The sequence below is a fragment of the Ponticaulis koreensis DSM 19734 genome (assembly GCF_000420665.1).
Lineage (GTDB): Bacteria > Pseudomonadota > Alphaproteobacteria > Caulobacterales > Hyphomonadaceae > Ponticaulis > Ponticaulis koreensis.
Genome location: NZ_ATVJ01000001.1, coordinates 1722158 through 1745577, shown reverse-complemented (window position 1 = coordinate 1745577; position 23420 = coordinate 1722158). Strand labels below are relative to the sequence as shown.

Annotated in this window: 21 protein-coding genes, 1 tRNA gene and 1 pseudogene; 8 read left to right on the top strand and 15 right to left on the bottom strand. The window is 51.7% G+C overall.

The window, feature by feature from the left end; translation table 11 throughout:
• Together G523_RS21315 and G523_RS0108990 are read right to left on the bottom strand one after the other, a co-directional pair.
• Positions 1-503 (bottom strand): transposase (locus G523_RS21315; RefSeq protein WP_324603002.1); only part of this gene is annotated, 503 nt, incomplete at its 3' end.
• 87 nt (positions 504-590) lie between these two features.
• Positions 591-3122: an ATP-binding protein gene (locus G523_RS0108990; protein WP_022694721.1), complete on the bottom strand. Its 2532-nt coding sequence runs from the start codon at positions 3120-3122 to the stop codon at positions 591-593.
• Between the two features lie 773 nt (positions 3123-3895).
• Between G523_RS0108990 and G523_RS0108980 the strand changes: the two genes are divergently transcribed.
• Complete coding sequence (locus G523_RS0108980; protein ID WP_022694719.1) at positions 3896-4357, top strand: hypothetical protein; 462 nt, start codon at positions 3896-3898, stop codon at positions 4355-4357.
• A gap of 57 nt (positions 4358-4414) precedes the next feature.
• Here G523_RS0108980 and G523_RS0108975 read toward each other — a convergent pair whose 3' ends face one another.
• The 6 genes from G523_RS0108975 to G523_RS0108945 all read right to left on the bottom strand — a co-directional run bounded on the left by G523_RS0108975 (position 4415) and on the right by G523_RS0108945 (position 7839).
• Complete coding sequence (locus G523_RS0108975; protein ID WP_022694718.1) at positions 4415-4873, bottom strand: hypothetical protein; 459 nt, start codon at positions 4871-4873, stop codon at positions 4415-4417.
• Positions 4870-5136, bottom strand: a complete 267-nt coding sequence (locus G523_RS18695) for a hypothetical protein (RefSeq protein WP_022694717.1) — start codon at positions 5134-5136, stop codon at positions 4870-4872. The genes G523_RS0108975 and G523_RS18695 overlap by 4 nt, the downstream gene beginning before the upstream one ends.
• A gap of 296 nt (positions 5137-5432) precedes the next feature.
• Positions 5433-5717, bottom strand: a complete 285-nt coding sequence (locus tag G523_RS0108965) for a hypothetical protein (RefSeq protein ID WP_022694716.1) — start codon at positions 5715-5717, stop codon at positions 5433-5435.
• Between the two features lie 101 nt (positions 5718-5818).
• Entirely contained in the window at positions 5819-6034 is a 216-nt protein-coding gene (locus G523_RS0108960) for a hypothetical protein (protein ID WP_022694715.1), read from the bottom strand.
• Positions 6035-6043: 9 nt separating this feature from the next.
• The gene (locus tag G523_RS0108955; RefSeq protein WP_022694714.1) at positions 6044-6607 is read right to left on the bottom strand and encodes a recombinase family protein; all 564 of its coding nucleotides are present in this window, start codon (positions 6605-6607) and stop codon (positions 6044-6046) included.
• A 521-nt stretch (positions 6608-7128) separates the two neighbouring features.
• The gene (locus G523_RS0108945; protein WP_022694712.1) at positions 7129-7839 is read right to left on the bottom strand and encodes a hypothetical protein; all 711 of its coding nucleotides are present in this window, start codon (positions 7837-7839) and stop codon (positions 7129-7131) included.
• Positions 7840-8153: 314 nt separating this feature from the next.
• Between G523_RS0108945 and G523_RS0108940 the strand changes: the two genes are divergently transcribed.
• The 3 genes from G523_RS0108940 to G523_RS18685 all read left to right on the top strand — a co-directional run bounded on the left by G523_RS0108940 (position 8154) and on the right by G523_RS18685 (position 12127).
• Positions 8154-9449 carry a hypothetical protein gene (locus G523_RS0108940; RefSeq protein ID WP_022694711.1) on the top strand — a complete coding sequence of 432 codons (1296 nt, stop codon included), beginning with the start codon at positions 8154-8156 and terminating at the stop codon, positions 9447-9449.
• Positions 9450-9461: 12 nt separating this feature from the next.
• Complete coding sequence (locus tag G523_RS0108930; protein WP_155802627.1) at positions 9462-10331, top strand: hypothetical protein; 870 nt, start codon at positions 9462-9464, stop codon at positions 10329-10331.
• 140 nt (positions 10332-10471) lie between these two features.
• On the top strand, positions 10472-12127 hold the full coding sequence (locus tag G523_RS18685) for a type IV secretory system conjugative DNA transfer family protein (RefSeq protein WP_022694708.1): 1656 nt from the start codon (positions 10472-10474) through the stop codon (positions 12125-12127).
• Here G523_RS18685 and G523_RS0108920 read toward each other — a convergent pair.
• On the bottom strand, positions 12124-12489 hold the full coding sequence (locus G523_RS0108920; RefSeq protein ID WP_022694707.1) for a hypothetical protein: 366 nt from the start codon (positions 12487-12489) through the stop codon (positions 12124-12126). The genes G523_RS18685 and G523_RS0108920 overlap by 4 nt on opposite strands.
• A gap of 65 nt (positions 12490-12554) precedes the next feature.
• Between G523_RS0108920 and G523_RS0108915 the strand changes: the two genes are divergently transcribed.
• The 3 genes and pseudogenes from G523_RS0108915 to G523_RS21345 all read left to right on the top strand — a co-directional run.
• Positions 12555-13199, top strand: a complete 645-nt coding sequence (locus G523_RS0108915; protein WP_022694706.1) for a hypothetical protein — start codon at positions 12555-12557, stop codon at positions 13197-13199.
• Positions 13200-13321: 122 nt separating this feature from the next.
• Complete coding sequence (locus tag G523_RS0108910; RefSeq protein ID WP_022694705.1) at positions 13322-13576, top strand: hypothetical protein; 255 nt, start codon at positions 13322-13324, stop codon at positions 13574-13576.
• Positions 13566-14600 (top strand): annotated as a pseudogene (locus tag G523_RS21345) (recombinase family protein); the annotation flags it as partial. The gene G523_RS0108910 and the pseudogene G523_RS21345, both read left to right, overlap by 11 nt.
• A gap of 526 nt (positions 14601-15126) precedes the next feature.
• Here G523_RS21345 and G523_RS0108895 read toward each other — a convergent pair.
• Both G523_RS0108895 and G523_RS0108890 read right to left on the bottom strand, forming a co-directional pair.
• A tRNA-Leu gene (locus G523_RS0108895) sits at positions 15127-15211 on the bottom strand.
• Between the two features lie 94 nt (positions 15212-15305).
• A complete protein-coding gene (locus G523_RS0108890) occupies positions 15306-15563 on the bottom strand; it encodes a FliM/FliN family flagellar motor switch protein (protein ID WP_022694704.1) in 258 nt (85 codons plus the stop codon).
• A gap of 73 nt (positions 15564-15636) precedes the next feature.
• Here G523_RS0108890 and lipB point away from each other — a divergent pair, with 73 nt between their 5' ends.
• Positions 15637-16323, top strand: a complete 687-nt coding sequence (gene lipB, locus G523_RS0108885) for a lipoyl(octanoyl) transferase LipB (RefSeq protein WP_022694703.1) — start codon at positions 15637-15639, stop codon at positions 16321-16323.
• On the opposite strand, the gene G523_RS18680 is transcribed toward lipB, so the two are convergent.
• From G523_RS18680 to G523_RS0108865, 4 genes are all read right to left on the bottom strand, one after another.
• Complete coding sequence (locus G523_RS18680; RefSeq protein WP_022694702.1) at positions 16320-16820, bottom strand: GNAT family N-acetyltransferase; 501 nt, start codon at positions 16818-16820, stop codon at positions 16320-16322. The genes lipB and G523_RS18680 overlap by 4 nt on opposite strands.
• Positions 16817-19468: an alanine--tRNA ligase gene (gene alaS / locus G523_RS0108875; RefSeq protein ID WP_022694701.1), complete on the bottom strand. Its 2652-nt coding sequence runs from the start codon at positions 19466-19468 to the stop codon at positions 16817-16819. Before alaS ends, G523_RS18680 begins: the two co-directional genes overlap by 4 nt.
• A 110-nt stretch (positions 19469-19578) precedes the next feature.
• Positions 19579-20649, bottom strand: coding sequence for a recombinase RecA (recA, locus tag G523_RS0108870; RefSeq protein WP_022694700.1), 1071 nt, complete (start codon positions 20647-20649; stop codon positions 19579-19581).
• A 161-nt stretch (positions 20650-20810) separates the two neighbouring features.
• A complete protein-coding gene (locus G523_RS0108865; RefSeq protein ID WP_022694699.1) occupies positions 20811-23381 on the bottom strand; it encodes a hybrid sensor histidine kinase/response regulator in 2571 nt (856 codons plus the stop codon).
• Between the last annotated feature and the right edge of the window lie 39 nt (positions 23382-23420).

Genomic DNA, 23420 nt, shown 5'->3' with positions numbered 1-23420 from the left:
GCATAGCGGCGGACCGAAGGTACGCACATCTCGCATAGCGGCGGACCGAAGGTACGCACATCTCGCATAGGCGCTTTAGCGCACATCTCGCCTAAGCCCGCAAGGGCAATTCTGCGGATCGTCAGGCACGCACATCTCGCGTCCTCCGCCAACGGCGGTTCTACCAGATAAGTCTTCGGTGTCCGGCCGAAATCATCTGACGCATAGCCTAACCGCTTTAGTGGACATCTTTGCCTATGGGTTTTCTGGTTGGCCTTTGACGGAATGCAGGCTTCGATGCCGCGTGCTGCCAGAGCCTCACGGAACCAGTCGGCGTCATAGCCCTTATCGCCCAGTAAGGCGCGGGCGTCAGGAAAGGCCCCGATCATCCGCGCCGTACCTTTGAAGTCGCTCATCTGGCCTTCGCTGAGCATGAGCATGAGCATGAGCATGAGCATGAGCATGAGCATGAGCATGAGCATGAGCATGAGCATGAGCATGAGCATGAGCATGAGCATGAGCATGAGCCTAGCTACTCTTACTTTAACCAGAAAGATGAGCGTAAAACTAATTATGATAAAGTTTGCACAATGACACTACAAGTGTGCGACCTATCGATCATGCAATTCGTAGACTATATCCTGAATTTTTGAGAATAATTGCTCATCAATGTAAGCAGCGTTTGCGCCTAACTCTGCCATGCAGGATACCAGCGCCATAGAAAACAATTCTGAAAACTCCGGTTCGCCACACCGATTGACCAAAGATCTTAAGTACTCTTGCGTTCGATAGGTTAAAACAGGCCTTTTCGCAATTAACAGAACATAACTTCGAGCTAAAACATGGGCCAAATGTTCATTGGGGCTTTTGAAATACAACAAGAATGAAACAGAAAAATAATTGTCTGCATGCTCCGTTTTTCCATCATCAAGGGCATATAAAATAAGATTATACATTATTTTCACAAGGAATGTATTAGCTTCCTGATAGTCCTTATTCGTTAAGAACACCATGAGCAGATTTATTTGTGACGATATATTTTTCTGACTTTCAATATAAGACTTATATGACGTTGCTTCACATAAGCTTCGAGCCCAAAAACCCAGAATGACTTCATCATGATCAGGATTCCTCTCATTTATGTCGTAATAATACCCAAACAGAGCGCCTGATATATTATAATATCCGAGTTTCAAACACGAATACATGAGATTCATATGTAGACTTAAGCAAGAGAATAAATCGCTGAGAATTAGACATTCTTCTTGCCCGTCCAACCACCAATCGACAAATCGGAGAATGATGTTTTTATGCCCTGCTGAAGCAATGTGTGGCAGCATATTGCTCACGAGCATAATTGCGCCGAGAGGTTGATCGCGGTTTGATAGCGACCCGATAATCACCGCTGGTGTAATTTGGTTTCTCGGAAAGTCTTCCCCTAAATGGCTTAAAAATGCAAAGGTCGCCTCTCCGTCATGAGTCCAAGAGAAATTGAGAAGTTTCTCCCGAAGATAGGGGGGCATCTTACTGATTTCGCGCAAGAACTGTCGTTCAGACAACAAGTCTGGTGTCCTACCAAATACAATGCCACTCTCTTGTTCGTCATGGAACAGATGGCCCGTGAGCTTGTTGATCTTGTCTAGATCGTCTGCGGTCATATCAACCGTATCCGGCAGAATTTCACTTAATTTGCGTATCCTGGATGGATACAGGTGGGATACAATGTTTGCTATGATCGCAATCGCTCTATGCAATAATGACACCGAGTGCTCTCTATAGATCATTGCTGGTGTTCGATCCCTAGGGGCGTCTGGTTCAAACATTTTGGACAAATCAGCATCAAGCACGAAGTCTAATAGATCTTCGAGAATATCGACTGAATCGATATTTGGCAGTTCACCCGCCAGAACCGCCTCAGTCGCGATCTGAGCAATGAGAGGCCTCTTGCGATTTGCATCCTTCAGATCGAGCTGTTCATCTTTTTCGCTTACCCCCAAAAACTGAGCAACTAACTCTCTTTGCATTGGTGTAAAAGAACTTCCACTCCTGAAGTGAGCCCATTCATCAGCGATTTGTAATAAGACATCTTTGCCGGGATGCATGAGCACAATCGGCCCATTATGAGTGTCGTGGCAAGCCTGCAATCCTGCCAAAATTCTCGGCTCGGCAGACTGTTTAATCATCAACCGATACTGCCAGAGAGACGGCATATGGTTTGGGCCGAAGTCCACGCTACTTCGAGAACTAGCGCTGTAAGGTTGTCGATCTAAAATTAGCAATCGAACTCTAAATCCATCCCAATCCGCTGGTCGGCGCGGGTCACCAAATAGTAGATGCATAAGGTCTAACAGCCGATCGGACTTTTCCGGTGACGCTGCGTAATCAATTACAATCAGCGTATTGCGAGCAGGCCGCCAGCGCTTCACTTTTTCCAAAAACTCGTGATCAAAGCGTTCTATGAAGCCTGCTTCCCACTCGTCAGAACGCTCCATCCTGTGTTTGATAAAATGGTGCGCGAGCCGACTTTTACCTTGGCCGGCTTCGCCCGAAATTTGCCACCACTTAAACGACTTGTTCTCATCATGGAGCAAAAACTGATTTAATTGGTTGATCTCTTCTTCACGGCCAACAAACTTGGCACCTTCGTTGGAAAAGTGCATCTGGAGTTCGAAATGTTGGCTATGATGTTGCTCGGGCAGTATAAGCCCGAGTTCTTCATAGGTTATGGACTTCATTTTCGGAAAACGAGGATGTTCAGTAATTAGTTGAAAATCTAACTTGATCGACTCAAAATATACGCGTGCTTCATCAGGAAAGTAGTATGATAGCCAAAAGAGAGTTGGGGCCAGAAAAACCTTCTCAATCTCTGAACGATCCTTCTTTTCGAGGCGGTCGTCTCTTATTGGGAGGTCTCGAACGCGTTCGCCTATTACTTTGTCGCCCCGGTTTTCTGCAACATTCTTGTCAGCGTTACTAATTCCGAACTCTTTGCAGACTGCGACGTAACTGTCGGCATGTTCGGAGTAACTACCCGGCAGTGACCGGATCGCTTTAAGCATTAACTTTTGCGTCTCATAACGCAAAACGATCCACTCGCGCGCCACGATTTTGTAATGCTGAATTGCATGCTCAAAAGACAACATTTTATCTCACATCGCGCTACCAAACGGATAATAACGAGCAGGACACAAAATTCAATTCGCGATTAGCTACGGGATTGGCGGCACAGTACTCTGTAGGTCTAACTGGCTAGGCGTGTCCGCCCACACTTCATCGACAACCAAGCCGTTCTCAATAATTTTTCGAAATGCGCCGTTGGAGTCAAACGGTGCCCCATTTTGATAATGCTCAACTAGCTGACGGATTGTATCATCGGCTAATAATGCGGGACCATCCTGATCTTGACGTCTCCCGTGCTCTGCATACACTCGAAAGTAAACGTGGCCTGTCACCAAATTTTCAATTTGCAGAGCCGGACCGTCATTTCTGTGAAGAAGATGGCGGTTATAAGCGTTGGAGTATTTTCGGACCCAACAATCAGCAAGTGGTATATTCTCGAAACAGTCATGCTCCTCATCTGCGCTTTCAAGGAAACGCTGAATCTCGCAGCATTCACACGACATCTCGGAGAGCAATCCGACTTCCAGTCTTAAAAGGTTCCCATTCTGCCGTACCAAACGCTCATACATCGTAATTAATATATCATAATGATATTCAAACTTGCAACCGACTGTTTTTATTAATTTATCATGACGCAGTTTCCACCTCGGAAAAAGTCGGAAGTATCCTAGGCTTAGAGTTGTCATCAATGTTGCAAGCACGGAGTGGAGACCGATGCCCAGGCCCTGATGCATCCCGACTACTGGGGGCCGCACCCTAATTAGCGAGCTCGCTTTTCTCCCTGGAGAAAAGCAACATGGGACAGCCCACGTTCCAACTACCCCCTCAGGCTTACATCCTGAGCCTATTAAACCTCACCCGCCTTGCGCTGCTGTATAACGGGCTCAAGGCAACTAAAAAAGCAGAAGGAGATAAATTCGGTCGGCGTAGTTTCGCCGACTGGCTGAACGATCAGCTCGTCAGTATCGACTATAACGTCTTCGATTTTGATGGCTGTCTGATCTGGGATAATCTCAGCGAACAGGACAACTTTAGTGGTGTCGAAAACCACTATTCCTGTGTAGATTACGCGTTTAATGATGACGCTTCCTTTCGCTGGGTTTCAGCGTTCAGCAACTATGCTGTGACCCCGCCAAAGCGTAATCGCCTGCATCTGATCCAGTATCGCATGCAACTGATCACAGCTGCATTCATCATCTCGGGCCTCTATGAGCCCCAGATCGACGGCTGGGAAAATCCATTCACCCCCCAGGGTTAAACATAACCAAATGGACAGGGCCGGATTATTTCCGGCTCTGCTTTTGTAGGCAGCATCTCAAAACCCATCAAACATATCGCGCTGGACGCAAAGCGCGGCGTTAATGCGGCGCAAATGCGCGAGCTCATTGTAGATGTGGTTATGCTTAAGTGCGAGGCTTGAGTGAACGGGCTCACACAGTCTGACCGAGTCCTTCAGCCTATCGCTAAGCCTGTGCTGTTGCAGCTCTCGTACGAGCTCTCGGTAACGTTCAAGGTCGGCTTTGTATTGGTTGGTGATACGGTTCCTTAAGCGGCGTAACTGCTCCGACCTCCTAGGTTCGCAAAGCGCTTCAGCATCTTTGATTTCATCAATGTGCCCTCGATAATCTCGCGCAATCACAGATTTCAGGATCGACTTCGGTCCGAGCACTTTACCCCCGAGAAGGTAGTACCAAGGATGGCCCGGGTCGTACCCATTCTGAAAATTCGGAGCGCCGCTATTCGCGGCGCTCGTTGTTGGTGACAGGCGGATCATGCTGCCTCTCCTGTCTGGATCTGAGCTTTGTCTTCGCGAAGCTGGGACTTGATCCAAGTGTATGCCAGATCAGCAAGTCTGGAGACCTTCAGGATTTCCTCGCGGGAAAAGCTATGAGTGGTGTGCCAGGCTTCATCTTTGAGATATGAGCGCGAGAACGTCACGCTGTAACGATTGCTTCCGTCGCTGACGGTATCCTTCCAGATAGAAGCTGAAATCAGGCCGTCTCGAAGGGTTTGGATTGGTGGGAGTTGCTTTGACATTGTTTTGTCCTTTCGTTTTGAACCGCTGGATTGCGGTCCTTGTGAAAGGCGAGATAGCCAGAACGGCATCTGGCAGGATCAATGAACTACACGTTTGTGCGGGCCGGAAATTGATCCAGACGCGCAGCGTCGTTGCCATATCCGTTCTGGCAGACTTCACAAATATGGGCTGCAATGTTCAGGCGTGTTCACCAGTGCGAAAGGTGGAGTGGCATCAACGCCAAGCCTATCCGTATAGTGGGCGCTAAGATCAGCCAATGACGCAACAAAGTCTGCGCCACCGACCGATGCAAAAGCTACTTGTCTGAGTTCATATCGCTCCATTGACGTTCTTGCTCAAAATACCGGAATAGTTCGCAATAGATTGCGTTTAGCTCGGCAACCATGTGTCCCATGATTTCGCGTTTGCGCTTATCCTTGGTCTGTTTGAGCTTGACCTGCGCGGCCATGAGCATCCTCATCTGCAATAACCCTGCGGCTTCATACGGGTTGTCATCGCGTGAAACTTCAAGAGCCATGAGGTGCATGACGATGTGATTGAGGGCGTTCACCTTGCCCAGTAGCTTTTCGGGTTCGTTCATTGGTTTTAGTCCTGAATTGATCAGCGGACGGAATTGTCCGCAGTTTCAGGATCAAGGGTGATAATTCTGTGCGCCACGCCCTTAAGTAGAACGATGCTCTGTCATTCATCCCACTTGGGGATAACAGGGGTGTCAGGCTCTTCGTCCAGGATGTGCCGATGCTTTTTGATCCAGCGCTCCGCCAGATAACACCGAAAACCCAGCCATGCGGCGAGAAGGGGCTTTTTGTAAATGCGGGCCATGGAGGCATGATATCTTAGCTCAGCAAGCCGATCCTGTTCCATTCTTATGAAGCGATGAAGTTTTGCTCCGGCCATAGAAGTCCTTCAATCGCACTCAGCGGTTTGAACATAACGGTAGAGCGTTGATCTGCCCACGCCCATGCTTTGCGCGATCCGGGAGACGGGCTCTCCTGTTCCAATGCGCCGTTTGACCTGCGCTATCTCTTGCTGGCTAAGCGCGGGCGGTCTGCCAATTTGCTTTCCGGCAAGGCGGGCTGAATGCAGACCAGCCTTTGTGCGTTCGATCAGAAGGCTTCGTTCAAAAGCCGCAAAGCTTCCCAGCAAGTGCAGAAGAAGCTCGCCTGCGGCGGTATCAAGATCAATGTGCTCGGTAATGGACTGGAAGCGAACGCCGATTTGCGTGAGGTGGTCGATCTTCTCCAGTAAGTCTCTGGTGGACCTCGCCAATCTATCGAGCTTGTAAACGATGACCGTGTCGCCGGATTTTAGAACAGAAAGCAGCTCCCGATATCCTGGCCGGTCTGACTTCGCGCCGCTCACGCCCTCATCGGTGAAGATGCGCTGGCATCCGGCCTGTTTTAGTTGCACGACTTGAGAAGCAACGGACTGTGAACTGAGGCTGCACCTCGCATATCCATAAAGTGCCATTGTTGAAGCCTTTCTGAGCGGAAAATGGCTGTGGAACTGCTATTTGCTGTCCCGAAAGGGTTCGATTGCGAGACATCGCTAAAACCCTCAATTATTCCGCCAGACTTGGCGGTTTCCCGTCATCAATCATTCTACAACATTTAATCCCTATACTGAACGTTTTCAGGACTCCTGCATGCTCTGGTGTGCAGCTCGGCAATGATGATTTCTGCTGGCGCTTATGCTGCTGAGGCAGAGGATGCTGTTCATCCGGCAATTGGTGTTATTCCGCCAAGTGAGCTTAGGGCTTCCGACATTCGCGATTTGCCAGAGCGAGATCGGCTATCTTGGATCGCTGGAGCGGTTGGTGCTATGGCGCAAGCAACATCTGAGAACGATGTTAGCGAAGCACGGTGCATTACTGACTGGTATTTTAGGGGCGGCTCCGGCCCAACTGTTTTGAATGCAGCTTTTGAGCGATATCCAGATCATTACGCAACGGCTGTAGTCGCAGCGGCTACCAGAAATGCTTGTCGAACAGATTAGAAGCTCGGTCTGCTGTTTGAATTGTTAAGAGAAGCAAGTTCCGAACTCGGATCGGTTCGTTCGTAATTGTGAGTTACTTTCGGAGCTGCGCCCACGTTCGAGATTTCCTGATCGGCTTGTTCAAGTTCTGTCTCGATCTCTTCCAGATCGGTTTTGCTTGGCGGGTTGTCTGGGTCCTGAATGCGTGTTCTGGCCGGATCAATAACCTCGCCCTGAATTCGAGCCAGTTCAATCGCGCGGTCTCTGGCTCTACGATACTCTTCCCAGCTTGTTGCACCATTTGGAATATCGCTTGGGTCTGGCATTTCGGCTGCGGGAACTTTCGTTCCGTCCGCATAAACGAAGCTGCCATCTGATGCCGCGTATATGGTGGAGCCGTCTTTTGAGTGCGCTGCGCCGTCTTCAAGTTGTTCCAGCTCTTCGGCGTTTTCAAGAATGGCCTGATCAAGGTTTGATTGAACCTCATCAAGCTTGCCTGATACGCGCTCATACAGGGCGCGGTATTCCGGGTCTTGCATCATGGTCTGAAGCGCCGTCATGTTGTCCATGAAGCGTCTTTCGATTTCTTTTTTGAAATCCGATTTTCGCTTTTCCTGATCTTGAGCTGCCGCGCCCATGATGGGGCCACCCGCTTCAGCAATGGATTTACGAGCAAGCTCTGCGCGGTCTTTATTGGCTCCGGTGTTTTCATCAGTGAAGATGTCCATGACCACCCCCACCGAGAACTTCGCGCTGGTCTACAGCCCAGCCGTCAATAATGCTTAGGGCATGATTGACGCTAAGCCGCCCCTTTGTCCCGCCTGTCCCAAAAATCCAGTATTTTGAATAATTATAATCACCCACAATACCGCAATTATAGGCTTATCGTGGTTAATATGCAGTTAATATTGATCCGTATGCTGATTTATATCGGTAGCCATTTTTACTTGTTACTCGTAATGATAAACACATCAATCATCAAAACGCCCGCATTTCCTTAGATACAATACAGAATGTCCTCAGATCGAAAAAGAGGACCATCATGAACAATCCTTTCGCAACTACACCCCCTGCAAATACATCTTCTGTAGAAGCTTATCAGGCCAGCCTGATTACTGAGCTTCGCTCTCAGAAATGCGAAATTGACGCGCAAATCCATGAATACTCTCTTGCTGACAATGCCGCTGATCTAGGGCTGCGCGTTGCTCAGCTGGAACCGTACTTCAATTATCTTGAAAACGGTCTTGAAAAACTCGACACCACTGTTGATCGATTTGTCCAATGGCGCAGCAAACGAGCAGAGTATTTGCGCTTTTTACAATGGTCGCATAACGCTGCTCGGCCTGCCAAACTTCCAGACCCTCTCGACACTATTTTCGTTGCTATGGTGTTCGTGCTGCTTGAGGGCGGCATGACCTCGATGATGATGATTTCCGAAGGGAAAATGGATGTCATGGCGGGAATTGGCTACGGACTGATCTTCGCTGCAGTCAATGTCATTGTTGGAATTGTCGGCGGATTTTTCTGCCTGCGATACGTGAACTACAAGCTTGGTGCCCCGAATCCTGAACCAAAGGATAAGCGTACGCGGTTGATTGCCCGTGTCGGTTATATCATCGTTCTGAGCGTTCTTGCGATTCTGGTATTCGCCGCCGCTCGGGTTCGGTCACTCGGATCGCACGAGCATATTTTCAGTTTCGATGAGATTGGCTTCATAAGCACGTTCAATGACGGCATTGCTGTCATTATCATCGTCATCGGAACAGTTTCATCCATTCTTGCTATCTGGAAAGGATATTCAGGGCTCTCTGATCCCGTGCCTGGGCTGTCCAATGCCAGGCGTCATGCAGAGACGCTGATAAATGAAGACGGAATGATGGCTCTGGATGCGCTCGCTGACAGCATGAGCGAAACAGTGGAAGATGCGCTTGAATCCGCAGAAGAAGATTTGAAGCTGGCCAGAAAGGCTATCAGCACACGCACAAAGGCGTTGATTCACCTTACTGACATCGTGAAACGCCACAATATGTCCATTGAAGATGCTCTCGGAAGGCTTCGAGTATTTGCACATCAGCATTCTTCGATGATCCATCGCGTTAAACGCTCAGCAGTTCCCGAAGACGTGTTTCTCGATGAGACGCCCTTCAATACCCTAAACATTTCACCAGACATTCTATCGTCCGATGAAGGGGAAGCGTCGCTAGCTGAGGCGAACAAACTCCAATCGGTCATGGCAGAACTTTTAAACGCCCTCGGCGAAGCACTCGCAAAGATAGAGTTGGCGCGCACCGAGTTTCTGGCGTCTGCGCCTGATCTCGATGTTGTGTCAGATAAGTGAAGGAACTTCAAAATGCCAAGGAAGCGTTCAACACGTCGCCGCACCGGAAAAACCAATCGGATCATGAAGCTCACTATATTGGCCGCTTTGCCATTGGTAACAGTATCTGGCCTGGCGACTGGCGTCTCTCATATGATGAGCATCCCTCAAATGGATGATGCCTTCTGCTACGCGCAAAGCGAACAAGCCGAGACGGCAATTTTTATTGATAATTCAGTTACGCCGGGTCTTAGCAGCCCTCAGTTTCGGGATTTTCAGACGGCATTTATGAATGCCTGGGAGGCCGCTCCGCCAAATACGCGGTTTTCAGTTTTTTCGACTGGACGCAGTGTAGCGGGATCAATTGCGAGACCAGCATTTGAATTCTGTAAACCGGCAAGTACACCAGCTGAGCAGGACGCATTCGGTGGTCCAGACAAACCCGCACCGATGCTATCGCGTATCTATGACGATGCGACTGCGCACTTCGAAGGCACTGTGCATGAGCTGATTTCCAGTTCGCACGATCCGGATATGCAAGCCGTGGATAGTCCTATCCTCGAACAGCTACAGGCGATTTCCCGATATTCCGGATTTCAAGGTCCAGACCGGAGGCTTCTGGTATTCACTGATGGTATTCAGAATACAGAAACCGCCCGGTTTTGTGCTGTCGCAGGCGACATGCCGTCATTTGAAACCTTTGAGCAACAACAGCGATACACATTTGTTCGTCCAGACTCTTTGGATGGCTCCGCCGTTGATATCTTGCTGATAGAAGGGCTGATCACACCAAATTCCCTGCCATATTGCTCGGAAGCTGAATTGCGGACCTGGTGGCCGGACTATTTTAGAGCCAATGGAGCCCGTACAGTTCAACTCACACGCTTAAGAACCAACGGTTAAACCCGACAGTCTCAGAAAAAAGCAGCGCGGTGCACCCAGCGCTGCTTTTTTGCATTCTGTATCTCGCTAAACCGCCCTCGCGATCAGGCTACCGCTGTCACGCTTCGCTTCGTTCAACTCAAACGAAACGGAGCGTATTTATGAGCAAAGCACCCGAAAACAGAAATCTGATCCTGCAGGGTACGACCCTGACAGTGATCACAGGGATAGGGTGGTACTACCGTCATCTGATTTACATCCCTGATTTCCAGATCCCGGCTTGTATTGCCGCCTTCACTCTGGCAGCGGGCTGGCTGGACTGGTCAGGCGCCGTACTGCGGGTCATACCCCGTCTTTTCAAGCACTGGAGAGTTCGTAAACCAAAGGGCGAGAAAGGCACCGCGCGATGGGCCAATGCAGGTGATGCAACAAAGGCAGGACTGTTCAAACGGTCCCGCCGAAAAACCGGTTACTATGTCGGGCTTGCATTTGGTGAACCGGTCTTCGTCGATATCGAATCCAATGGCCTTGTCCTGTCACCCGCAGGTGGAGGAAAGACGACCGGCTTTGTCATCCCCGCTCTAATGCATCATACAGGCTCTATCTTTGTTTCTGATATGAAACAGGGTAGCCTTGTTCATATCACGAGCCGAACGCGCAAGAAGCGCCTCAAAAATGAAATCGTTATTCTTGACCCCGTTGCCGTCATGACCGGCATTGATCAGATCGCGTCCCGCTATAACCCGCTAAGCCTTCTGATCGATGACTGGAAAGATGACACCAAGCGTAAATATCTGATGTCGGACCTGCGCGGCTTTGTGAAACAGATGCTGCCTGAACCCAAACAGGAGGGCGAAAACAAATTCTTCAGAAGCGGTTCACGCAAGCTACTCCAGTTCGCTCTGCTTTATCTGATCATGCGAGGAGAGGATGCCAGCCTGACAAAAGCCCTTCTCCTTCTGAGCGACATGGGGGCACTGGAAAGCGCGCTCTATATCGCCCAGAACAGTGATGCGCTTAATGGCGAACTCAAACGCCTTGCAGATGATTTGCTCGGAAAACTCACTGACAGCGACCGCAAACAGTTTGAAAGCTTCCGCGAAGGCGCTTTACAGGTTCTGGAGCCCTACGGCCCAGGTAGCCTCCTTGCTGAAGCAACGTCGCATACCGATTTTCGGTTCTCCGAAATGAAAGAACGCAACATCACTGTTTATGTTGTCAGCGACCCGACGCAGAGAGACGCGCTTTCTGAGTGGATGGGCATGATCTCGTGGTGCGCGACGACCGAGCTTATTCGCGCGCCCGGCAAAAAGCCGGTCACCTTCCTGCTTGATGAAGTGACAAACTTCAAAATTGAAGGTCTGCCGGGCCTTCTGACCATCGGACGTGAGTTTGGTATCAGAATCTGGTGTATCGTTCAGGAGTTGGAGCAATGGAGCCTGATCTATGGCAAGGAAGCGCTCGATACGCTTTTGTCCCAGTCAGAAGCTCAGGTCGTTCATGGCATCAGTTCTGTGAAGACAGCAGAACTGTTTTCAAAGCGGATGGGACAAACCTCAATCCGCGTCAAAACGCACTCTATCGGTCGCCATGCCAAAGATCAGGTCACCCGCACGTTGTCAGAGCAGGCAAGAGCGCTGATGACGCCAGATGAGCTGTTGTGCGCAGAAGACGGTCTCTTGTTTCTGAGGGGAAAACCGGCGTTCCGGCTGCACATCGCGGGATATCATGAGATTGAACCCTGGCGCAGTCGGGCTGATGCCAATCCACTCTATGGCCGCAAGCGCTATAAGGGCAAAGTCAAAGCGCGGCTCTAACTGTGAGTCGTGTTCGCGTCCTCGCGTTCGATCTCATCACCCTGGCATTTTACGAAGTATTCGAGGGTATGTTTTTCGAGAATCTGTAAAACGCCCGCCTGATTACAAACCTGCTCATATCTTTCCATAGCACGATCTGGGTCAACCGGATCGTGCTCTAGCGCATAGTAGGTAAGATCCTTGGAAAGCCCGAAAACAATCTCATTGATACGTTCAGCAGGCACGCCGAGCTGGAGCCAGCGCTCTATCATCGTGCGTAAGTCAGTTTCCATGACCTCGCGAGACAATTTGGGCCAGGTACGTCCGTATCGGACATTGTCATTTCTGGCGCGCAGATCAGATTTGTCGGGCTCTTCCGTCATAGGTCCAGTGTACCAGAACGGTCTTCCGAATTGCAAATTTACCCCACCAACATGGAGGCAACCCAATGTCTGACGCCATCGGTTCCGATCTGAGCTGGAGCAATCTGAAATCCAGCTTTGAAGCCGTAGACCCAGAGCTTTATAAAACCGTTCAGAACCCAGCTGAGACGTTTCAGTCGATCCGCGAAATCGATGAATGGGCAAGCGATGAACGCGCACGGTTCAGTGACACTACGAAAGCAAACCGGACAGAATGGGTTGCGCGCGAAGTCGATAAGGTCTGGCTGGAGCGGGAAAACATGGCACCTGAGCTAAAGCCGCCATTGCCAGACAAATCACTGTCTCAGGAGGCACGCGAACGTGTGGATCGTCGGATTGAGGGTGTCTACCTTCAAATCGAACAGCACAGGAAAGCAGAGCATCAGCGCGTTCTGAACAATCCCGAGCGTTCGGTTGATGAAAGGAAAGCTCCGACACAAGCCCATCCGCTTTCCAAAGCCACACATGCTGAGATTGATGCCTCGCGCGAACGCCTCCTGAAAGAGGCCCAAGCCATTTTTGGCGCTGGAGAGAAACTTGATCACTTCCGCACGCGTGAGGCTGAGCTTCGCACACAACATCATAAGGACGTCGGGCGGGCGTTTAACGAGCACGGGATCAGCCGTCAGCCTGTTTCGGATCAGACCCGATCAGGTCCGTCTGGTCTCTGAATACACCTGTATTAATAGGAATTAATTCCTTTACGAATTCGGAAATTTGAAGGACGATTGCCGGACTTAGTAACAATTACGGAGAAGCAAAGCGCAATAATTTGCGTAGGAAGGAAGGTCGTATGACCGAGACAACACCCGCAGGATATGACCTGTCCACCGATCTGGACAGCTATGATCTGAGCAACATCGATCTGACCGAAGATGAAGCAAAACAGTTTCTGGAAATCTTGAGCGTCATAATGTTGTCCATCGTCCGGGTCGGTCTGGGCCTCGATCCTGTCAGCCAGATACTTGATGAACGAGTTCTGGATAAGCTTCAGGAAATTGATGAACCAAACCCCTCAGCTATGGTAGAATATACCCATGCAGAATAACCCGACAGACCAGAAGATCGTGCCTCCGCATATGGCCGTGATCTATGCGCGTGTTTCCAGTTACAAGCAAACTAAAGAGGGTAATGGAATCTCGTCGCAAATTCTGCGCTGCAAAGAATTTTGCCAACACCAGAACCTGAGTGTCGTTGCAACCTTCACTGATGACATCACCGGAGCCTCGATCAACAGACCTGGCATGAGTGAAATGCTGGCCTTTTTGAAAGCGACCAGCAAAGGCACATGTGCAGTCGTTGTGGATGATATCAGCCGGATAGCTCGGGACTTACGCGCCCACTTACATCTGACTGACGAGGTGGAGGCGACCGGCGGCGTGTTGATGAGCCCGTCTCATCAGTTTGGACAGGACGCAACGGGAAAGGTAATGGATTATTTCAAAGCCTCATTCAGCGAATTGCAACGCGAGACAAACAAGGAGCAAACCCGCAATCGGCAACGTGCACGCCTAATGCAGGGATTTTGGCTCTATGGAGCGCCTCAAGGCTATATCTGGGGCAAGGCAGGCAACGACCCCATGATCATTCGAAACGAGCCTGCCGCGACTATCCTGGCTCAGGCATTGGAAGATTTTGCAAATGGGCTACTGGAAACGCAGGAAGAATTTCGACGGGCGCTGAATAACAATCCGCGATACCCTAAGGGCAAGTCTGGTAAGATTTACAAACAACATATCAGTAAGCAGCTGAGAAACTCGCTGTATGCCGGTTACTATGAAGTTCCCAGTCTCGGGGTACCGATGACAAAGGCGCTTCACGAACCTCTCATCTCCCTGGAAACCTTTCAGAAGATACAAGACAGGCTAGTTGCCAAATCGCGAGCACCCACTCGGAAAAACATCAATGAGGACTTCCCTCTGCGCGGCTTTGTACTGTGCACTTGCGGCACCCCGTATCGAGGCAGCTGGAGCAAGGGCATGACTAAGACTTATGCTTACTATTGTTGCCAGACCAAGGGCTGCGAAAATTACGGCAAATCCATCCCTAAAGCACAACTTGAAACCGAGTTTGAAGACCTGTTGAAAACCCTTCGTCCGGCAAAGCCGCTCATAGCGATCGCCAGAACGATGTTCAGACGCATCTGGGATCATGAGGTGGCCAATGTGACTGAAAGGAAAAAAGCTCTTCAGACATCCCTCAAGGAGGCAGAACGCGATCTGGATGCAATGATTGAACGGGTGATGCAAACCAGCCAGGCATCATTAATCGAAGCATACGAGAAGAAAATTGCAGAACTTCATACACGAAAAACTATCGCTGCAGAAAAGCTCAGCCAGTTTAACGCTGAAAGACGAGATGGTTCTGAGAATTTTGACCAAACGTATAGAACTGCAATGCAGTTTTTATCGAACCCTTGGATTCTTTGGAGTTCTGAACGGATACAGGACAAAAGAGCTGTTTTGAAGCTCGCATTTGTCTCCCCCCTGACATACGACCGAAAAGGAGGTTATAGAACTATGGATTCTGATATTTTATCATTACCATTCAAGGCTTTAGAGGTGGCGCACACCCCTAACAGCAACGGAAACTCAAAAATGGTGCGGTCGAGAAGACTCGAACTTCCACGGGTTGCCCCACAGCGACCTCAACGCTGCGCGTCTACCAATTCCGCCACGACCGCACGCCTTAGCAGAGCGGCGCTAATAACCCGAAAAGAACCGCTTTGTGAAGGACTTTTTTTGACAAAATTCACATTAGTTCGGTGAAACGGCAGATCAGCCGCCTGTTCCGGCTTTCCAGTCCTGTGCACTGGCCGGTCCTGTGACCCGAACGGACATGCGTTCGCCCTCGATTTCGATATCACCTTTGGCGATCGGATGGTCGTTCGCCAGAATCCAGACATCGTCTGTTTCGCGCACGTCGAGCGGAATCACTGCACCACGACCCATTTTGAGTAATTGGTGCATCGGCAGACGGGTCCGGCCCAGAATGACCGATATTTCCACTTTCACTGCATCCAGTTGACGCGCCATAAGAGACCACCATTTATCGTGAAACCCGATTGTCCCGCGACAGGGTAATTAAGGAGTTAATACCGCCGTGCCTATGCGGAAAAATTTACCTATCGAATGGGCTGTTTCTGATGAGCTCGTGCCGTACGCAGACGCCGTAACGGCGATGGAACAGCGCGTCGCGAAGATTGTCGCCGGTGAAGCGCGCGAACTCATCTGGTTTCTGCAGCACCCTCCAGTCTACACGGCCGGCACGAGCGCGCAGATGGACGACCTTCTGGATCCGAATCGCTTCCCTGTCTTCGAATCAGGTCGCGGCGGCCAATTCACCTATCACGGACCGGGACAGCGCATTGCTTACGTGATGCTGGACCTACGCGAACGCGAGCGTGATGTACGCGCGTTTGTCTGCGCGCTTGAGCGAGTAGTGATCGACACACTGGCAGGCTTCAACATTCGCGGCGAGGCGCGTGACGGTGATCGTATTGGAGTCTGGGTAGACCGCACCCAACCGGGCGGCGATCTTCGCGAGGATAAGATCGCAGCCCTCGGCATTCGCCTGAAAAAGTGGGTGAGCATGCACGGTCTGAGTTTCAATGTAGAACCGGACCTCACCCATTTCGGCGGCATTACGCCATGCGGTGTGAGTGACCCGCGCTTTGGTGTGACCAGTCTTGTGGATCTCGGCTATCCCGTCAGCATGGATGATGCAGATATCGCGATGCGCGCCGCCTTTGAAACCCAGTTTGGCCCGTTAGAGCCGGGGAAAGCACCGCTTTAGGCGTCCGGCATATTTAGAACATAATACGCAACGGCCTTTTCCTGTGAGAAAGCCTGCCTGCCGATTTCGGCAAACCCGAGCCGCTGATGAAAACGGTGTGAGCCCGGATTGTCCGGCGCGGTATTCACTTCACAGCCAATCGAATCACAGCCTTCGGAATGCGCGAAAGCCGCTTTGTAGAGTTGAGGCCCGACGCCCCTCCCCCGCGCTTCGGGAGCAAGGGCGATACGATCAACATAGTTTAGCTTTACCGGATTGGCCTCCAGCCACGCTTCAAACCAGCGTAGATTGAGGCTCTTATATTCCATCGTTCCCGGCGGGATGAGGTTGAGGAACCCTAAAACCTGGCCTTCATCGCCTTCAGCAATAAGACACGTTCCCAGCCCTACAATCGTTCTGAGATCGTCTGGTGTTTCTTCACTTACGCCCGGCGTCGACGCGGCATTAATTTTATAGACCGCGTCGAAATCTTCCGCCTTCAAAGGCCGGATAATCATAGGGCTTTGAGTGTCTCACGAACGGCTTCCAGAGCAGCATCAGCTTTGTCGCCGTCAGGACCACCAGCCTGCGCCATATCTGGACGACCACCACCGCCTTTACCGCCGACGGCGCCCGCGGCAACACGAACCAGATCAACCGCTGAAATCTTCTCAACGACATCCGGTGTTACGCCTGTTGCAACAGCGGCTTTGCCATCATTCACTGCGATAAAGACCGCAACGCCTGAACCAAGGCTTTGCTTGGCTTCATCGATCAGCGCACGAAGGTCCTTTGCCGGAACGCCTTCCAGTACGCGAGCCATTAGCTTGATGCCATTGATCTCTTCAGGACCTTGCGCAGGACCGCTGGACGGACCGGCCATTGCGAGCTGGCGCTTGGCTTCGGAAAGATCGCGCTCAAGCTCTTTTCGTTGATCCTGAAGCGCTGTGACACGCGTCACGAGTTCCGTCAGAGGTGCTTTGAGTTTGTCCGCAGCAGCCTGCCCTAGTTCGACCTGACCACGAAGATGCTCGAAAGCCGCTTTCGCAGTCGTTGCCTCAATACGACGAACGCCAGCAGACACGCCGCTCTCAGACAGAACCGTGAACAGAGCGATGTCGCCAGTTCGCGAAACGTGCGTACCGCCGCAGAACTCCATCGAGTAATGCTTTGGTTCGCTAAGCGCCTCACCCATGGTGAGAACACGAACGACATCGCCATATTTTTCACCGAAGAGCGCAAGCGCGCCATCTTTAATCGCCTGTTCCGGAGACTTTTCTGCCGTAGAAACAGACGTATTCTGCCGAATAACGGCATTCACTTCATCCTCGACAGCCTTCAGCTCCTCGCGGGACAAGGGCTGACCTTGAGAGAAGTCGAAACGGAGTCGGTCGGCTTCTACAAGAGAGCCTTTTTGCGTCACATGCGTACCCAGCACATTGCGGAGCGCCGCATGAAGCAGGTGCGTAGCGGAGTGATTAGCGCGGATCGCCGCGCGACGTTCTTTGTCGATCGCCTGAATTGCACGGTCACCGACAGAAACCTCACCTGATTTCAGTTCTCCGACGAGAACGTGCAGTCCACCGCCGCGCTTTTGAACGTCAGTCACTTTGAATTCGGGACCGGATTTGAAATTGACGACACCATGGTCGCCAGCCTGGCCACCGGATTCAGCATAGAATGGTGTTTCATCAAATACGAGCTCGAGAGCGCCTTCAGACGCGCTATCGACAGTTTCCCCATCCTTGACGATAGCGAGCAATTCACCTTCGCCTTCAGCAGCTTCATAACCGGTAAAGCGCGTTGGACCGAGGCGGTCAGCGAGCTCTGCCCAGACTTCAAGGCTGCCAGCATCGCCGGAGCCTTTCCAGTTGGCTTTACCAGACGCGCGCTGGTTCGCCATCGCATCTTCAAAGCCGTCCGAGTCAACCTTAAGGCCGCGACCACGCAAAACGTCCTGCGTCAGGTCGAGCGGGAAACCGTAAGTGTCATAGAGTTTGAACGCCGTTTCACCCGGAAGCGAGTCGCCTTCATTCATGCCCGTTGTTGCATCGTCGAGGAGAGCAAGACCACGGCCGAGCGTACGCTGGAAACGACCTTCTTCCTGTTCTAGCTGGTTACGGATCAGCGCTTCAGCTCGCACGAGTTCCGGATAGGCTTCGCCCATCTCGTTCAACAGCGCACTGGTCAGCTCGTGCATTTTTGGTTCTTGCGCACCGAGAATATGGGAATGGCGCATAGCGCGGCGCATGATCCGGCGCAGAACATAGCCACGGCCTTCGTTAGACGGGAGAACGCCGTCCGCCAGCAGGAATGCAGATGAACGCAAATGGTCGGCTATCACACGGAATGAGGCAAGCTCATCACCGGTCGCCTTGCGCTTGTAGACTTCTTCCTCAGCCGCAATCAGCGACTTGAACAGGTCGATGTCATAGTTGTTGTGGACGCCCTGAAGGATCGTGGAAATACGCTCGAGACCCATGCCCGTATCAATGCTTGGCGTCGGCAGATTTTCGCGCGTGCCATCACCATGCTGGTTAAACTGCATGAAGACGAGGTTCCAGATCTCAATAAAGCGATCGCCGTCTTCTTCGGGTGAGCCCGGCGGGCCGCCCCAGATGTGATCGCCATGGTCATAGAAGATCTCAGAACACGGACCGCAAGGACCGCTATCGCCCATGGACCAGAAGTTATCGGAAGTCGCGATGCGAATGATTTTATCGTCCGGCAGACCTGCAATTTTCTTCCAGAGTGAGTGCGCTTCGTCATCCTCTGCGTAGATCGTGACGAGCAGCTTTTCTTTCGGAAGGCCGAACTCTCCGGTCACTACATCCCAGGCATATTTTATCGCCTGCTCTTTGAAGTAATCGCCGAAAGAGAAGTTACCCAGCATTTCGAAGAAAGTGTGGTGACGCGCTGTGTAACCGACATTGTCGAGGTCGTTGTGCTTACCACCGGCACGGACACACTTTTGAGAGGTTGCAGCACGCGGCGCGAACGGCTTCTGAACACCTGTGAAGATGTTCTTGAACGGTACCATGCCCGCATTCACAAACAGGAGTGTCGGGTCGTTGTCCGGCACCAGAGGTGCGGACGGACGAACCGCGTGTCCATTCTTCTCGAAGAAGGAAAGAAAACCTGATCGAATATCCGAAACGCTCGTCATAAATACCGTCCTGAGTGGTCAAATGCACACTGCACCCGACAAGCGGGTGCAGCATTTGGTTCGGATATATAGATATGCGCGGGTTTCGCCAACCGCGAGATCAGAGAAGCTTACTCGTTAACAGCGCTATCGTCGTCTTCGCCTGACAGCATCATATCATCGATGAGGCCCGCTTGAGCGCGAATCTTGTCTTCAATCTCATGCGCAACAGCAGGGTTTTCCCGCAGGAAGCGCTTGGAATTCTCACGCCCCTGACCCAGACGATCACCGCCATAGGAGAACCATGATCCGGACTTCTCAACGATATCGGCTTTTACGCCAAGATCGAGAAGCTCGCCCATTTTCGAGATACCCTCGCCATAGATGATGTCGAAGTCGACCTGCCTGAACGGAGGCGCAACCTTGTTCTTAACGACTTTCACGCGGGTCTGGTTACCAACAACTTCGTCGCGGTCTTTAATCGAGCCAATGCGACGGATATCCAGACGAACAGACGCGTAGAATTTAAGCGCGTTACCGCCCGACGTCGTTTCAGGGCTACCAAACATCACACCGATCTTCATACGGATCTGGTTGATGAAGATCACCATACAATGAGACTTGGAAATCGAGCCTGTCAGTTTACGCAGTGCCTGGCTCATCAGGCGCGCCTGAAGACCCGGAAGAGAATCGCCCATCTCGCCTTCGAGCTCGGCACGAGGTGTCAGCGCAGCAACGGAGTCGATGACGAGAACGTCAATCGCACCGGAACGTACCAGCGTATCAGCGATCTCAAGTGCCTGCTCACCAGTGTCAGGCTGGGAGACCAGAAGATCGTCCAGATCGACACCCAGCTTGCCTGCATATTGCGGATCAAGCGCGTGCTCAGCGTCCACAAACGCGCAGACACCACCATTTTTCTGAGCTTCCGCGACCACATGCAAAGCAAGTGTTGTCTTACCAGAACTCTCCGGACCATAGACCTCGATGATACGGCCCTTAGGCAGTCCACCAATGCCGAGGGCGATATCCAGACCGAGAGATCCGGTGGATACAGCCTCAATATCCATTGACTGATTGTCGCCCAGTCGCATGACCGAGCCTTTACCAAAGTTACGCTCAATCTGAGTGAGCGCTGTCTGGAGTGCTTTCTGCTTATCCACGCCGTTACCTTCCACGAGCCGAAGTGCCGCTTGTGCCATTAATTTGTCTCCTTAGTAACCGAGTCTCTTTTCCGCAGAAAGACCGCTCAGAGTTATTATGGAGATTTTTGTACCATATTTGTTCCACGAGAACAAATGAGAAACAAATAAAAATGAGAGCACACCATATCTGGGGGCTCTCACTAACGAAACCAACTATATTAAGCGGCTTCGAGCTCTTCCTTCACGCGTTCCGCGAGCTTCGCCATGCGGAACGGCTTCGGCAGGAAAGACACGGCACGCTCTTCGTCCAGTGTACGCGTGAGGTCACCTTCCGAATAGCCGGAGATAAACATAACCCGCGCGTTGCCAAGATATTCCTTAGCCTGTTTGAGAAGGCTCGGCCCATCGATACCCGGTAGAATTACATCTGAGATCAACAGGTCGATCTGGCCCTGATGCTCGATAATCATCTCTAGCGCCTCTTCACCGTCTGCCGCAGAGATCACTTCATACCCGCGGGCTTGAAGCGTTGAGACAGCAATATTGCGCACGCCATCTTCGTCTTCCACGAGCATAATCAGGCCACGCCCTGCAAGATCGCGTGGCGCTTTTTCAGCTTGCGTCTGCTCAGGCTGCTCCTGCGCACCGATTTCTTTTTCCACTTCTTCCGCAGAGAGCGCAGGCAGGTAGATGAAGAAGCTGGTTCCCTCGCCCACTTTACTCGTCGGGCAGATATAGCCGTCAGACTGTTTGACGATGCCGTAAACGGTAGAGAGGCCAAGGCCGGTGCCTTTGCCCTCTTTCTTCGTGGTGTAGAACGGCTCGAAAATATTCTCCATCACTTCAGGCGGAATACCCGTGCCATTATCGGCGATCTCAATGCAGAGGTAATCCCCTTCGGCGACGAAATCAAAGCCCTTTTCGTGGCCATGTTCTTCAGTCACACGGCTGGTCGAGATCGTGAGAACACCGCCGCCATTCTCAAGCATGGCATCGCGCGCATTCACAGCGAGGTTGATGATCGCGTTTTCAAGCTGGCCTTTATCTGCGCGGATCATCGGAAGATCGCGGCCATGACGAAGGCTGAGATTTACACGCTCGTCCAGCAGAGGACGAATAAGGTAGTTCAGTTCGTTGAGAACGTTAGAGACATTGAGCATTTCACGTTTCAGCGTCTGCTGACGAGAGAAAGCGAGTAGCATCTTCACAAGCTCAGCCGAGCGCTGCGACAGTTCTGAAATCTGTTGAAGGTCGTCAAAGCTCGGGTCACCGACAGGGTGGCGCGCCAGCAGGTTATCTGTGTAGCCCATGACCGCGGTGAGCATGTTGTTGAAGTCGTGAGCCACGCCGCCCGCAAGTGTACCAACAGCCTGCATCTTCTCAGAATGCACCAACCGGTTCTTCAGCTGGGATTGTTCGGTCGTATCGACAAGGTACGCGATGGACGGGCGCCCGACTGAATCGAGTAAGATGTACACATTCACAGAGTTACCGCCCGCGCCTTTCAGCATTAGCGGAACAGCACCATCTACAGCTGCGAGTAATTGTTTGGAGATGTCATCACCGCCCTCTTCGACGGCAAACAGGTCAGCAAAACGTCCACCCGGCACAGCTGCGCCCTCTGTGAGCTCGACCAAAGCAGAGTTGGCATCAATCACGCAGGCTTGTGAGACGCTATCACCTTCTAGGCGGGCGACACCGAATGGCGCATCATCGAACATCGGGTCCTGCCCCTCACGCGGTGGACGGGAGGATGATGCGGCCGTCAGCCGTTCCTGAGCGCTGGTCTTAGCGGAGGCAGGAACCATAACAAGCGTTCGGGACACCGCATCTACGCCCTTACCGCTCCAGGTCGTCGCCGTATTCATCAGCGTTTCAACACCGTCACGCGCGCGGAAATGAAGGTCGAGCCAGATCGGATGGTTCGTCTTCTTGTCACGACGGAACATTTTGGTGGATTCAGGACGAAGCACGTCTTCGACTTTCAGATCGCCCAGATCATCTGGCAGACCGAGGAAGTTACGAAGCCAGCTATTCATGTAGGTGATCTGGCCGTTTGCACGCGCAACATAGAAACCGAGTGGCGCGTCCTCAATGAAGAGACCACGCGCATCGGCAGCGCCAAGCGCTTCGTTCATGCTGTTCAACCGACGCAGCCGCCAGAGCGTCCGCTCGCCATCCAGAGGAGACACCGTCGCCTCAAACTGAACAGGAATACTTTCTGAGCCGATTGCAATCGCGGGCAGCACTTCATGACGTGTTTCGCCAGCTTTAGCTGCACGGGACAAACGGTATATCGGGGCACTAAGCCCCGGGTTAGCGCCAAGAAGACGGTCCACGGTGAGAACCCGCTCAACTTCTGTCGCGACGCCGACGTCTTTCATCACCTGACGATAGTGGTCGTTCGCAATTACAGCGCCGCCGCCTTTCTCCGTGATGACAATCGCCTCATCGAGCGCGCTGATCCATGAGTAAGGCTGTTTCTTCACCGACGCTGCAGCCTCGGTCGCGCCGCGCGACGGAAATAGCCCCAGCTTTTTGCCGGCACCGCGAAGCACCCACACCAGGAAAACCATGCCACCGGAGGCCAGCGCAATCAGAAGCACCGGCCCTGTCTGGCCGACCGCATCAGGAATAATGATCGCCACGCAGGCCGCAACGACAGCCACCAGTAAGGATAACCAGAATACACCCTGAAACAGATCAAGGCCACCTGACTTCGGCGTCGCCTCATCGTTCTGGTCGCTCGCGGTTTTTGTATCTGTATTCACGTCGACGGTATCAGTCATTTCGGGATACTCACTTCATATCCAGTCAAAAGTGTCACG